Below are 12,990 nucleotides of genomic sequence, written 5' to 3'. Positions count from 1 at the left end.
GTGCCTTCAGGATGTGCGGGCCGGCAAGGGCCTTAGCGGCTGTTCTTGCGCGGGATTGCCGTCGCGGGGCCGCCGAAGAACGCCAGCGTATGCTGCTGGGCGTCATAGTCCCAGCTTGCATTGTTCAGGTCCTTCACCGGCTCGACATCGCTGCTGACGACGCCGTCCTTGAGCGACCAATCTACCTCGAAATACTGATCGCCGGTGAGCGATACTTCGAAACTGTCGCAAACATCGCCCACTGCGGCGAGCATGACGGCGTCGGGCAGCGGTGCATCGGGCTTCGGCGCCTTCGACGGTGGACCCCAGCGGCGAGGGCCTTTGTCGGTTGGACGCTGCCACTGCAGCGAATAGGAGTTCCAGCCATTGCCGCAGCCGATCGAGACATAATAGCGCGTGGCGCCGGCTTCGGCCTGGCCGCGCGCGACGGTGCCGAGCTGCGAAAGCGCGCTGGTGACCGCTTCCGTCACGACGGGCACGTCTTCCGGAACGGCGAGCATGAGAGCGAGCGCGATCATGCTGCGGCCCCCACGGCGATACCGCCTGCAGCTTCGATCTGTGCGGCCTTGGCCTCTACCAGTTTGACGATGTGATCAATCATTCCTTCATCCTGAATATGATGGTCGGTAACACCCGACAGATAAACCATGTGCTTTCCAGCACCCCCACCTGTTATGCCTATGTCGGTTTCGCGAGCCTCGCCGGGCCCGTTGACTACGCATCCGAGCACCGACAGCGACATCGGCGTACGGATATGCTGGAGCCTCTCCTCCAGTGCCTGCACGGTGCGAATCACGTCGAATCCCTGCCGCGCGCAGCTGGGGCAGGAAACCACACGAACGCCGCGATTGCGAATCCCAAGAGATTTGAGGATTTCGAAGCCGACGCGGACTTCCTCCTCCGGCTCAGCCGAAAGGCTGACGCGGATCGTGTCGCCGATGCCGTACCAGAGCAGCGACCCGATCCCGATCGCCGACTTGACCGTGCCGCCGACGAAGCCGCCCGCCTCCGTAATCCCCAGATGGAGCGGACAATCGACCTGATCGGCGAGCTGCTGATAGGCGGCGACGGCGAGGAACAGATCGCTGGCCTTTACCGCGACCTTGAATTCGTGGAAGTCGCGATCCTGCAGCAGCTTGATGTGATCGAGCGCGGATTCGACCAGCGCCTCCGGGCAGGGCTCGCCATATTTTTCGAGCAGATCCTTTTCGAGACTGCCCGCATTTACCCCGATGCGAATCGCGCAGCCATTGGCCTTTGCCGCATTGACGACTTCGTTCACCCGCTCTGCGGAGCCGATATTGCCGGGGTTGATGCGCAGGCAGGCCGCGCCGGCATCAGCGGCTTCCAGCGCACGCTTATAATGAAAATGGATGTCCGCCACGATCGGCACCCGCGCGGCCCGGACGATCTGCTTCAGCGCGACCGTTGATTCCACATCGGGGCAGGAAACGCGGATGATGTCGACGCCCGCATCCTCGCAGCGGCGGATCTGGTCGATCGTCGCCACCGCGTCAGAGGTCGCCGTGTTGGTCATCGTCTGCACGGTCACGGGCGCATCGCCCCCGACGGGGACGTTGCCTATCATGATCTGGCGGCTGGGACGGCGGACAATATCACGCCAGGGACGTACGGACATAAAGCGTATATATTCAGATCCTGAGCCCTTCGCTATAGTTTAGCGACGAAGCAGCAATCGGCCGATCGCAGGCTTGTTGTTGATTTATTGGGGATTTCGCAGGGCGACCGTCCGGCGGCGGTACAATGCGTAACTTTCCGGAGGTTCTGGCGGTTTACGCGTTGCTAAGGCTGGGGCGGTATGACCATGCCGGGCCCTGTAAGAGAGCAACCGTTCCGCGTGCAGCATGACTCCGCTTCCGTCGCTTCGCTGCGGGCTGCCCAGCGCCATTACGGGATGGACTGGCTGCGGATCGCCGCGTTCGGGCTGCTCATCGTCTATCACGTCGCGATGGTCTTCGCGCCCTGGGATTGGGTGATCCACACGCCGCAGAGCTACGCCGTGCTCGTGCCGCCGATGGCGCTGTTGACGCCGTGGCGGCTGCCCCTGCTCTTCGCCGTATCGGGCTATGCCTCGCGCAAATTATATGATCGGAGCGCCGGGCCGGTGGCGTTCGGCCGGTCACGCGCCGAGCGGCTGCTAGTGCCGCTCGCCTTTGGCATGGCGGTGATCGTGCCGCTGGAGATGTGGGTGCGGGTGATGGAGACCGGCTACCCGCACGGCTATCTCCGTTTCTGGACCGTGGACTATTGGCGCACCGGCACATTCTATGGCCGCGAATTCCCGAGCTGGGAGCATCTGTGGTTCGTCGCCTATCTGGCGGCCTATAGCCTGTTGCTGGCGGGAGCGCTGGCGCTGGGTGGCGCGCGAATCCTGGCCGCGATGGACCGCGCAGTGGCGTGGCTGGCGACGGGCAGGCGGCTGCTATGGGTGCCGATCGGCGTGCTGGCGGCGATGCGGCTGGCGCTGCTGTTCGTCGTGCCCGAGCGCCAGGGACTGTTCAGCGACTGGGCGGGGCATGCGCAATTTCTGCTGATGTTCCTGTTCGGCTTCGCGCTGGCCGGCGCGCCGGGGCTATGGCCGACGATCCACCGCAACTGGAAGGCCGCGCTGGCAATCGCGGCGCTGGCGGGGCTGCCGGTGGTGGCGACCGAGATGATCTGGCCGGGCAGCGCCGTGCCGCCGCACGCGATCATGGCGATCGACCGGGCATGCCGCGTGACCATGGCCTGGACCATGATCCTGACGCTGTTCCACATCGCCGAGACCTGGTGGAACCGCGACCATAAGTGGCGCAAGCCGCTCGCCGAGGCGGTGTTTCCCTTCTACATCATCCACCACACGGCGATCGTGCTGATCGCCTGGTACACGCTGCCGCTGAACCTGGGCCCGTTCACCGAGTTCGCGCTGCTGCTCAGCGGCACGATGGCGGCGTGCATCGCGGTCTATCTGATCGGCGGGCGGATCGGCTGGTTCCGCCCGCTGATCGGGTTAGCGCCCAAGCGAGCCTAGCCCGCCGCCGCCTTGCACTCGCCCAGCCGCTTGCCGGTGGCGCGGATCGTGAGCTTGGAAGGCTGGGTCTGCCCCGGCGGCGTCTGCACCTGGCTCATCGTGACGTCATAGGCGGTCGCGCTCTGCGTACCGTTGATCGTCATGCGGACCGGGCCGAACGGCGACTTGCACTCCATGCTCGCGTCGATCTTGCCATCCGCCAGCACATATTTGGCAAAGCTGCAGTCCTTGGTCACAGAGCCGAGCTGCGAGAAGTCGATCGCCTTGTCGTCAGCCTTCTTGCACTCCGTGCGCGACTCGGGCGGCTTCTTCGCTTCCGCCTCGATCTGCTTGCGCAGCGGCTCGGGGGCGCCGGGCATCTCGGCGGCGACGATCTGGACGGTATTTTCCCACTCGCCCGCCTGGATCCGGTTCTTGTCCTGCGCCGCGGCGGCCTGCTTCATCACCTCTTCGGCGGAGACATTCTCCAGCCGGATCTCGCCGCTGGCACGTGCGCTCTCCTCGGTCGACGGACCCTTGTTGCAGCCTGCCAGGGCAACACCCAACCCCGCGATCAGCACCAGCCTCTGCACATTCCATCTCCCTATCGTTCAACGCCTTACAGACGATAACCGGCGGGGAGGCAATCGCCCGGATCGGCAGCGCATGCCGCGCCCGGCCGCATCGCTTCGCCGCGCGGGGGGCTCCGGCCACCCGGCCCAGGCACCGCTTCACCCATCATGTTCATCTGCCAGACAGGTTTTTCCGAACAGGCATGCCGCGGCCGGGGCGGGCTATTTCGGAGTTTCCTATGCGTGTCATATCCCGAAGTCCGGCGATCGGTGCCCTGTTTGCCGCGATGGCCTTGTCCACCGGCAGCGCGCTGGCGCAGGACCAATCCCCGCAGGACAATAACATCCTGGTGACCGGCGTGCCCGCGCCCGAAGCCGCCGCAACCGTGCGCGGCCCCGAGGTGAAGGGCACGATCGTCGCGCGGAGCGGCGACCGGATCAAGGTGAACACCGCCGATGGCCGCAGCGTGATCATCGCGCTGACCGACGCCACCCGGATCAAGGCGGGCGGCGGCCTGTTCGGCAGCCGCAGCAAGCTGGCGACCGATTCGCTGCTCAACGGCCTGCCGATCACCGCCAAGACGCTGCAAGCGCCCGATGGCGGCGGCGATCTGGTCGCGACCCAGATCAGCTTCAAGAAGACCGACCTGAAGGTGGCCGGCATGATCCGGAGCGGCACCGCGCAGGGCTTTGCCGAACAGACCGCCGCGACCGAAGGGCTGCGCAGCCGGCTGGGCGATATCGACAAATACAATATCAAGAACACGACCAACGTGCATTTCGACACCGGCAAGGCGGACATCTCGTCCGAGGACAAGGCCGCTTTGTGCCAGGCCGCGCAATCGGCCGAGGCGACCGACAATGCGCTGCTGCTGGTGGTCGGCTATACCGATTCGACCGGCAATGAGGACATCAACCAGGCGCTGAGCGAGAAGCGCGCGGCCCGGGTGATCAACTTCCTCCAGCAGAAATGCGGCTGGAAGCCCTATCGCATGCTGACGCCGACCGGCATGGCGACGGCGGACCCGCTGGCCCCGAACGACACCGAGGAAGGCAAGGCGCTGAACCGCCGTGTCGCGGTGAACGTGCTGGTGTCGAAGAGCGTCGACGGACTTTGATCAGGTGATGCGGCCGGGAGCGGCGAGGGCCGCTCCCGGCTGGTTTGTGGCGCGGAAGGTGACACTAAGGTGACACCAAGAACGGCGTTTGCGCTGCGGCGCGCGATGCGGACACCGTTGATTGACGGGCGTTTGATCCGGGTGTGAGTCCATGCGGCGTGCTCGCGTAGTTTTGCGCGGGCGGAACGGCGGCGGGAGATCGACGATCTGAAAGAGCCGGCAGGGGCTGGATGGACCCCTTGCCGGGTGACGTAAGCAGGCGAAATCCTACATTGCAAGGGCGGCGTGGGGTGCCGCCTGGACCGCACGGCTGATGCGGTCCGGGCCTCCACATGCGGGTTGCGCAGACTTGCCTATCGCGCCCCGGGCATCTTGATGGCGAACTCCTTCGGCGGCGTCGCGCCCATCAGATGTTCGACGAAATAGTCCCAGCGGCGGCGCATCATGTAAGCGCTCATGTCGCCAAAGCCGTGGCGCGCGCGCGGAAACAGGATCAGGTCGAAATCCTTGTTCGCCTTTTGCAGCGCATCGACCACCAGCAGCGTCGATGAGACCGGCACATTGTCGTCGAGCATCCCGTGCGCCAGGAGGAGCTTGCCCTTCAGGTTTCCGGCGAGGTCCTGATTGGCCTGCACATCGTAATTGGTCTTGTCGCCATTACGCTCCAGCAGCCCCAGATATCGTTCGTAATAATCGTCCTCATAGTTGCGGTTGTCGTGGTTGCCGCTCTCGGCGATGCCGACCTTGAAGAAATCGGGATAGCGGAACATCGCCGCGGCGGTCGCATTGCCGCCGCCCGAATGGCCCCAGATGCCGACGCGATCGAGATCGATCCACGGGGTGCGCGTGGCGAGATCCTGGATGCCGGTCATCTGATCGGGAACGGCCTGCTCGCCCATGTTGCGGTAATAATAGTCCTGGAAGGCCTTCGACCGGCGCGGCGTTCCCATCCCGTCGATCGCCACGGCGGCGAAGCCCAGCTGTGCCAATGCACCCATGTCCCCCATCGCCGCCGAGAACTGCCGGGAGGGGATGGTTCCCATGAACGGCCCCGGATAGATATAGTCGATGACCGGGTATTTGCGCTGCGGATCGAGCCCCGCCGGCTTGAACAGCAGGCCGTAGCACAGCGTCTTGCCGTCGCTGCACTTGACCGCGATGTTCTCCGGCGCCTGCCAGCCCGCCGCCCGCAGCCGGGTGATGTCGCCCTTCGCCAGCTGCTGGACCACCGATCCGTCCGCACGGCGCAGCACCGCGGTCTGCGGCTCCTGCGGCGTCGAATAGATGTTGACGAAATAGCGACCGTCGCTGGACGGGATCGCGATGTGATCCTGCTTCTCGGGCGTCAGCAGCCTGGGCGTGCCGCCATTCAGGTTCACCGCGTAGATGCTGCGATAATAGGGATCGACCCCCCGTTCGCGGCCGACGGCGGCGATCAGCATCTTGCCGCTGCGTTCGTCGATATGGACGGGGTGATCGACGTTCCACTGCCCCTGCGTCACCTGCCGGATGAGTTTGCCGGTCGCGGCGCTGTAGAGATAATAATGGCCCCAATCGCTGCGCTGCGACCACCAGAGGATCTCGCCGCGCTCGGACAGATAGCGCCAGTTGATGCCTTCGTCATTGTAGCCGCTGTCGAAATAGGTCGGCACGGTCTCGGTAAAGACGTCGCGCACGGCCCCGGTGGCGGCATCGGCGATGCGCACCGTCTCGATCTTGTGATCGCGCGAGGTCGAGACGAAGGCGAGCGTCTTGCCGTCCTTCGACCATTGCATGTCCTGCGCATCGCCATCGCAGACGATGTCGTCGCACAGCGACGACCGATGCAGGTCCACGGCCATTTTCAGGCGGACCACCTGCGCATTGTCCACGTCGACGATCACGCGGTGGATCTTGAAGATCTCCTCGTCGCCGACGAACGGGTATTTCCAGGTTTCGGTGCGTGAGTGGCCAACCTGGGTGGTCGTGGTCGTGAAGTCGGCCACCGCGCGCTGGTCCTGCTGGAAGGTCGCCAGCTTCTTCGAGTCAGGCGACCAGATCACGATCGCCTGGTCCGAACGCTTCCAGCCGGCATTGTCCGTCGCGTAGCCGAAATCCTTTACGCCATCGGTCGTCAGCTGCCGCTCCGCCCCCGTGTCCACATCGCGGATCCACAGGTTCCAGTCGCGCAGGAAGGCCGCGCGCTTGCCATCCGGGGAGAGCACGCCCTGGGCCTTGCCGCGCTGCGGCGCGGGCGCTCCCGTGCAGGCATAGGGCGCCGCCAATGCGCAGTCATATCGCTCGCCGCGAACACCCAGGGTTGCGCGGTTCTTGTCGAAATCCGGCTCGAAACGGTCGAAATAGAGCTTGGTCGCGTCGCGTTCCTTCAGCCCGGCCGCATTCAGCGATCCCAGCAGCGCCGCCGTCTCAAAGGCCGGCGCCTTCGTGCCCTTGTCCGCGTCGCCCAGCATGATCGTCGGCACGCCCCGGTCCGTATCGACATACCAGAAGCGCCGCGCATCGATCCAATGCGCATTGCGCACCACATGATCGACCAGCGGCGCGGTCCAGGGACCCAGCTGGTGCGTGGCGCGCGTGTAATCGGCGTCGGTAACTACCGGGCGCTGTTGCGCTGTCGCCGTGCCAGCGAGGAGGGAAGCCAGGAAGCAGCAAGCGATCAGACGCATGGGGGAGACCTTCCGAGGGAGGGGATTGGGCAGTCCGCGCGAAGGATGGACAAGCGGTCGTCACGCGCTCGCTCCACCAACATGCGGCCCCGTCGCGGGGGCGAACGGGCGAGGGATTTATGCAGGCCCGTGACGGCGACCGCAATAGCCCCACAGGCTGGACGGCCGCCAATTGCGCACCCTCGAATCGTCCCCCATATGTTCTCCCATGGCCATCCAGATCCGCACCAGCCTCGACGAGCCGGAAACCGGGCAGTCCTTCATCCCGCATCGCCCCAATCGGCCCGACAAGTTGGAGGGGGGCAGGCGTTTCAAGATCGTCAGCGATTATACGCCTTCCGGGGACCAGCCCCAGGCGATCGCGGAGCTGGTCGCGCAGGTGAATGCGGGGGAGCGCGATCAGGTGCTGCTGGGGGTCACCGGATCGGGCAAGACCTTTACCATGGCGCAGGTGATCGAGGCGACGCAGCGGCCGGCGCTGATCCTGGCGCCCAACAAGATCCTGGCGGCGCAGCTTTACGGGGAGATGAAGAGCTTCTTCCCCGACAACGCCGTCGAATATTTCGTCTCGTACTACGATTATTACCAGCCCGAGGCCTATGTGCCGCGCTCCGACACCTACATCGAGAAGGAAAGCTCGGTGAACGAGGCGATCGACCGGATGCGGCATTCGGCGACGCGCGCGCTGCTGGAGCGGGACGATGTGATCATCGTCGCGTCGGTCTCGTGCCTGTACGGCATCGGATCGGTCGAGACCTACTCGGCGATGATATTCGACCTGAAAAAGGGCCAGACGGTCGACCAGCGCGAGATCATCCGCAAGCTGGTGGCGCTCCAGTACAAGCGCAACGATGCGGCGTTTCAGCGCGGCAATTTCCGCGTGCGGGGCGACACGCTGGAGATCTTCCCGTCGCATTATGAAGACAGTGCGTGGCGGATCAGCTTCTTTGGCGATGACATTGAAGAGATTGTCGAGTTCGATCCGCTGACGGGCAGCAAGGTGGCGAGCCTGGACTATGTGCGCGTGTTCGCCAATTCGCATTATGTGACGCCGGGGCCGACGCTGAAACAGGCGGGCGAGGCGATCCGCCACGAGCTGGCCGAGCGGCTGAAGGAGCTGCATGCCGAGGGCAAGTTGCTGGAGGCGCAGCGGCTGGAGCAGCGGACGAACTTCGATCTGGAGATGATCGCGGCGACGGGAAGCTGCGCGGGGATCGAGAATTATTCGCGCTTCCTGACCGGGCGCCTGCCGGGCGAGCCGCCGCCCACCTTGTTCGAGTATCTGCCGGAAAACGCGCTGCTCTTCGTCGATGAGAGCCACCAGACGATCGGCCAGATCAACGGCATGTCGCGCGGTGACCACAAGCGGAAGATCACGCTGGCCGAATATGGCTTTCGCCTGCCCTCCGCGATCGACAACCGCCCGCTTCGCTTCAACGAATGGGACGCGATGCGGCCGCAGACCACCTATGTCTCGGCCACGCCGGGCGATTGGGAGATGGAGCAGACCGGCGGCGTGTTCGTCGAGCAGGTGATCCGCCCGACCGGGCTGATCGATCCGCCGGTCGAGATCCGCCCGGTGGAGGAACAGGTGCAGGACCTGATCCAGGAGTGCAACAAGACGACGGCGATGGGATATCGCACGCTGGTGACGACGCTGACCAAGCGGATGGCCGAGGACCTGACCGAATATATGCACGAGGCGGGGATCAAATGCCGCTACATGCATTCGGATACCGAGACGCTGGAGCGCATCGAGCTGATCCGCGATCTTCGTTTGGGCGTGTACGACGTGCTGATCGGCATCAACCTGCTGCGCGAGGGGCTGGATATCCCGGAGTGCGGGCTGGTCGCGATCCTCGATGCGGACAAGGAAGGGTTTCTGCGGAGCGAGACCTCGCTCATCCAGACGATCGGGCGCGCGGCGCGCAACGTGGAGGGGCGGGTGATCCTTTATGCCGACCGGATGACCGGCAGCATGGAGCGCGCGATTGCCGAGACCGACCGCCGCCGGGCGAAGCAGGAGGAGTATAACGCGCTCCACGGCATCACCCCGGCGACGGTGAAGAAGAATATCGGCGACATCATCGCGCATGTCGCGTCGAAGGATCAGGTGACCGTCGAGATCGACGCGGATCGGCCGCACATGGTGGGGCATAATCTCAGGGCCTATATCGAGAGCCTCGAGAAGAAAATGCGCGATGCCGCGGCGAACCTGGAGTTTGAGGAAGCCGGACGCCTGCGCGACGAGATCCGCGCGCTGGAGGCGGAGGAGCTGGGGCTCCCGGCGAGCGAGCACAAGGCGCCGGTGATGGGGCGCAGCAACGAAGGCAAGCCGGGGACGCGCAAGGGGCGGTTCGGGAAGCAGAGCCGGACGCGGTTTGGGCGGTGATCGCATTTCTCCTTGGGGTGTCGCTTTATAGCCCTGGGTCCCCGCTTTCGCGGGGATGACGGTGGGGGCGTCTCCTCTGGCAGGAGCAGCCGCCGCCCCTACCCCTCCACCACGCCCTGCGGGCGCGGCCCCCCCTTCCGGGGGAGGAATGCGCGGCTTTCCTTGTGCCGTGGTTACCGCTAACAGTCAGCGTTGACTGACGCGGCGGCGTGGACCGGGCGCGCGGGCTTTGGGGGAGGGGCGTGATGCGCAATCCGGGATTTTCGAGTCTGTTGGTGCTGGCGCTGGTGGCGTGCAGCGGTGGCGCGAGCGCGGGAGGATCGGTGGTTTCGCCGACGCCCGCGCCATCTGCTTCGGCATCGCCGTCTCCCTCGCCCTCGCCCTCCGCAACGGCCAGCCCGACGCCCAGCTATACGCCCGTCGCCGCGTTTCGCCCGACCACCGGCATCTCGATCCCCGTCGGCAAATGCGTGAACATGGGCAACCATCTGGAGCCGCCGAACGAAGGCGATTGGGGCCGCGCGATCGTGGATGGCGACTTTGCGATCATCAAGGCGGCGGGATTCGACACGATCCGGCTGCCGGTGCGCTGGTCGGCGCATGCGCTGGCGGTGGCGCCCTATACGATCGACGCGGCGTGGATGGCGCGGGTGCGCCACGTGGTGGACGCGGCGCGGGCGGCGGGCCTCAACGTCATGCTCAACCTCCACCATTATGAGGAAATGGCGACCGCGCCCGCCGCGCATGCGACGCGCTTTGCCGAATTGTGGAAGCAGATCGCGGCGGAATTTGCGGGCTATCCGGTGGCGAGCCTGTGGTTCGAGCTGATGAACGAGCCGAACGGCGCGCTGAACGACAGCAATCTGGCCGGGATCCTCGCGCCCGCGCTCGCTTATGTGCGCGCGACCAATCCGACGCGCCCGGTGATCGTGGGCGGGCAGAATTGGAGCGGGGTGAATTCGCTCGCCACGCTGGCGATCCCCGCCGACCCCTATGTGGTGCCGACGATCCACACCTATGACCCGTTCAACTTCACCCATCAGGGCGCGACCTGGGTGACGCCCACGCCGCCGCTGGGCCGCACCTTCGGCAGCGCGGCGGACTATGCCGAGCTCGACGCCAATCTGCAGAAGGTGCGCGATTTCATGACGCGAACCGGGCGCAGCGTGTTCGTCGGCGAATATGGCGCGAACGATGTGAGCGGCGTGCCGGTATCCGAGCGGATCAAATATTACGGCACGATTAGCGCGGCCTATGCATCGATCGGGGTGCAGAGCTGCGCCTGGGCCTATACCAACACCTTCCGCCTGCGCGACGGCGGGGCCTGGGTGCCGGGCATGGTCGAGGCGATCCGGACGACGACTACACTGCAGTGAGGGGCGGGCTGCAATGATGGGGCCGCAATGACCCGGGCGGGTTGAGGCGGCGGGCGACTTCCCGCATAAGCCGGGGAATGCGCCGCCTGTTTTCCGCTTCGATTGCGCTGCTTGCGCTCGCTTCCTGTGCAGAACCGGCTGTGGTGCCCCAGCCTGCGCCGCCAGCCCCTGCGCCCACGCCCGCACCGGCCCCCGCGCCCGCACCGACGCCTTCGCCGACGCCCAGCCTGAGCGGGGACTGGCGCGACTGGCCGCTGACGCCGGGGACCTGGGCCTACCGGCAGGACGATCGCGGCAGCATCGCCTTATATGGACAGGCCGGCGCGGAGGCGGAGCTTACCCTGCGCTGCGACAAGGCGCGCGGGCGGCTGTATCTCTCTCGCCGGAGCGACGCGCCGGGAGCGCTGACCGTGCGCACCTCGACCGATCGCAAGACGCTGAATGCGCTGCCGACCGGGGGCACGCCATCCTATGCCGCAGTGGAACTGGCCCCGCGCGATCCGCTGGTGGATTCGATCGGATTCAGCCGCGGGCGCTTCGTGGTGCAAGGGGGCGGCGCGGCGGATCTGGTGGTGCCGGCATGGCCCGAGATATTGCGCGTGGCGGAAGATTGCCGCTGAGCGCGACAGGCCCGAAGTTCTGATTCTGACGGCAAACTAAATTAATACAAGCCTTGTGCTGCGACTCGCGCTGATTCAGTATGTTGGCGCGCCCAGAAGGGTGCGCCGTTTCAACTAGCGAAAGGAGGTGATCCGATGTCTCATGGTTCAGCAATGGGGTCGGTTCAGTTCGTTCGGGAGACGCACCGCTGAGCGGAAGCGCGGGTGGAAGCCCTCCATCCGTAATCGTGCCGGGAGGTATCCTCCTCCAAACAACGGCAGGAAGCTGAAGCAAAGCGGTCCGCCTGGTCTCCCGGGCTGGAACAATCCGGCCGCTGACCATGTCGGAGGTCGCCGGAGCCCAGATGGGTTCCGGCGGCCTTCTTCGTTTTGGGGTGTTGTTCTTCTTTGGAGGGGTGGGCGCTTGCCAGCGGCGCGGCTCGGGCTATTTCCGGGGCGAACCTATAAGGGCCCGCGCATGCAGATTCCCACGCTGACCATCCCGAGTGTCGCCATCGAAGGCTCGGACGAACGCTTTCCGGTGCGGCGGATCTTCTGCGTCGGACAGAATTATGCCGATCATGCCCGCGAGATGGGAAGCAATCCCGAGCGGGAAGCGCCGTTCTTCTTCTCCAAGCCCGCCGATGCGGTGGTCGAGAATGGCAGCGTGCTCGCCTTTCCGCCGCGCACGCAGGATCTGCACCATGAGGTCGAGCTGGTGATCGCGCTGGGCGCGGGCGGGGCGGACATTTCGGTAGGCGATGCGCTGGATTCCGTGTTCGGCTGGGCGGTGGGGATCGATTTCACGCGGCGCGACTTGCAGGCAGCGGCGAAGAAGGCCGGGCGTCCGTGGGACATGGCCAAGGGCTTCGACCAGTCCGCACCGGTGAGCGCGATCCGCCGTGGCGCGGTGCCGGCCGCAGGCGCGATCACCCTCTCCGTGGACGGCGCGGTGCGCCAGACCGGTGACCTTTCGGACATGATCTGGAACGTGAGCGAGATCATCGCAACGCTTTCGACCTATGTCAGGCTGGCACCGGGGGATCTGATCTTCACCGGCACACCTGCGGGAGTGGGGCCGGTGCAGCCGGGGCAGGCAGTGATTGCCGAGGTTTTGGATAAGCGGCTGGAGGTTTCGTTTCCGGGGTGAGGGCGGGATAATTCCTCCCCCGGAGGGGGAGGTGGCAGCCGTTAGGCTGACGGAGGGGTAGCCTCCACCAGCGATACCGTCTCGCTTGGGGCGAATAACCCCCCCCC

General features: G+C 65.4%; 10 protein-coding genes. 6 read left to right on the top strand and 4 right to left on the bottom strand.

Features of this window, described 5'->3' with window-relative positions; translation table 11 throughout:
- Positions 1–32 precede the first annotated feature (32 nt).
- Positions 33–518 carry a hypothetical protein gene (locus SSO01S_RS10700; RefSeq protein ID WP_066798688.1) on the bottom strand — a complete coding sequence of 162 codons (486 nt, stop codon included), beginning with the start codon at positions 516–518 and terminating at the stop codon, positions 33–35.
- Positions 515–1,639 (bottom strand): flavodoxin-dependent (E)-4-hydroxy-3-methylbut-2-enyl-diphosphate synthase, encoded by a 1,125-nt coding sequence (ispG, locus tag SSO01S_RS10695; RefSeq protein ID WP_066798687.1) that lies wholly within the window; start codon positions 1,637–1,639, stop codon positions 515–517. The genes SSO01S_RS10700 and ispG overlap by 4 nt, the downstream gene beginning before the upstream one ends.
- Before the next feature lie 276 nt (positions 1,640–1,915).
- On the opposite strand from ispG, the gene SSO01S_RS10690 reads away from it, so the two are divergent.
- Positions 1,916–3,031, top strand: coding sequence for an acyltransferase family protein (locus tag SSO01S_RS10690; protein ID WP_066798686.1), 1,116 nt, complete (start codon positions 1,916–1,918; stop codon positions 3,029–3,031).
- On the opposite strand, the gene SSO01S_RS10685 is transcribed toward SSO01S_RS10690, so the two are convergent.
- Entirely contained in the window at positions 3,028–3,603 is a 576-nt protein-coding gene (locus tag SSO01S_RS10685; RefSeq protein WP_157073745.1) for a DUF3617 domain-containing protein, read from the bottom strand. The two genes, SSO01S_RS10690 and SSO01S_RS10685, sit on opposite strands and share 4 nt — an antisense overlap.
- Positions 3,604–3,821: 218 nt before the next feature.
- Between SSO01S_RS10685 and SSO01S_RS10680 the strand changes: the two genes are divergently transcribed.
- Entirely contained in the window at positions 3,822–4,700 is an 879-nt protein-coding gene (locus SSO01S_RS10680; RefSeq protein ID WP_066798684.1) for an OmpA family protein, read from the top strand.
- Positions 4,701–5,053: 353 nt separating this feature from the next.
- Here SSO01S_RS10680 and SSO01S_RS10675 read toward each other — a convergent pair whose 3' ends face one another.
- Positions 5,054–7,366 (bottom strand): S9 family peptidase, encoded by a 2,313-nt coding sequence (locus SSO01S_RS10675; protein WP_066798683.1) that lies wholly within the window; start codon positions 7,364–7,366, stop codon positions 5,054–5,056.
- A 208-nt stretch (positions 7,367–7,574) separates the two neighbouring features.
- Here SSO01S_RS10675 and uvrB point away from each other — a divergent pair, with 208 nt between their 5' ends.
- The 4 genes from uvrB to SSO01S_RS10655 all read left to right on the top strand — a co-directional run bounded on the left by uvrB (position 7,575) and on the right by SSO01S_RS10655 (position 12,883).
- Positions 7,575–9,758, top strand: a complete 2,184-nt coding sequence (uvrB, locus tag SSO01S_RS10670; RefSeq protein ID WP_066798682.1) for an excinuclease ABC subunit UvrB — start codon at positions 7,575–7,577, stop codon at positions 9,756–9,758.
- Between the two features lie 245 nt (positions 9,759–10,003).
- Positions 10,004–11,134: a glycoside hydrolase family 5 protein gene (locus tag SSO01S_RS10665; protein ID WP_245646736.1), complete on the top strand. Its 1,131-nt coding sequence runs from the start codon at positions 10,004–10,006 to the stop codon at positions 11,132–11,134.
- Positions 11,135–11,211: 77 nt separating this feature from the next.
- Positions 11,212–11,754, top strand: a complete 543-nt coding sequence (locus tag SSO01S_RS10660; RefSeq protein WP_066798681.1) for a hypothetical protein — start codon at positions 11,212–11,214, stop codon at positions 11,752–11,754.
- 457 nt (positions 11,755–12,211) lie between these two features.
- The gene (locus SSO01S_RS10655; RefSeq protein WP_066798680.1) at positions 12,212–12,883 is read left to right on the top strand and encodes a fumarylacetoacetate hydrolase family protein; all 672 of its coding nucleotides are present in this window, start codon (positions 12,212–12,214) and stop codon (positions 12,881–12,883) included.
- The last annotated feature ends 107 nt before the right edge of the window (positions 12,884–12,990 follow it).

The sequence above is a fragment of the Sphingomonas soli NBRC 100801 genome (assembly GCF_001591025.1).
GTDB classification, from domain to species: Bacteria; Pseudomonadota; Alphaproteobacteria; order Sphingomonadales; family Sphingomonadaceae; genus Sphingomonas; species Sphingomonas soli.
The sequence above is the reverse complement of the archived record's forward strand: the minus strand, read 5'-3'. Positions and strand labels throughout refer to the sequence as shown.

Excerpts from the sequence above, each read along its gene's own strand:
- SSO01S_RS10700 (WP_066798688.1), bottom strand. The coding sequence starts at position 518 with ATGATCGCGCTCGCTCTCATGCTCGCCGTTCCGGAAGACGTGCCCGTC.
- SSO01S_RS10675 (WP_066798683.1), bottom strand. The coding sequence starts at position 7,366 with ATGCGTCTGATCGCTTGCTGCTTCCTGGCTTCCCTCCTCGCTGGCACG.
- SSO01S_RS10655 (WP_066798680.1), top strand. The coding sequence starts at position 12,212 with ATGCAGATTCCCACGCTGACCATCCCGAGTGTCGCCATCGAAGGCTCG.
- ispG (WP_066798687.1), bottom strand. The coding sequence starts at position 1,639 with ATGTCCGTACGTCCCTGGCGTGATATTGTCCGCCGTCCCAGCCGCCAG.
- SSO01S_RS10690 (WP_066798686.1), top strand. The coding sequence starts at position 1,916 with ATGGACTGGCTGCGGATCGCCGCGTTCGGGCTGCTCATCGTCTATCAC.
- SSO01S_RS10665 (WP_245646736.1), top strand. The coding sequence starts at position 10,004 with ATGCGCAATCCGGGATTTTCGAGTCTGTTGGTGCTGGCGCTGGTGGCG.
- SSO01S_RS10680 (WP_066798684.1), top strand. The coding sequence starts at position 3,822 with ATGCGTGTCATATCCCGAAGTCCGGCGATCGGTGCCCTGTTTGCCGCG.
- uvrB (WP_066798682.1), top strand. The coding sequence starts at position 7,575 with ATGGCCATCCAGATCCGCACCAGCCTCGACGAGCCGGAAACCGGGCAG.
- SSO01S_RS10660 (WP_066798681.1), top strand. The coding sequence starts at position 11,212 with ATGCGCCGCCTGTTTTCCGCTTCGATTGCGCTGCTTGCGCTCGCTTCC.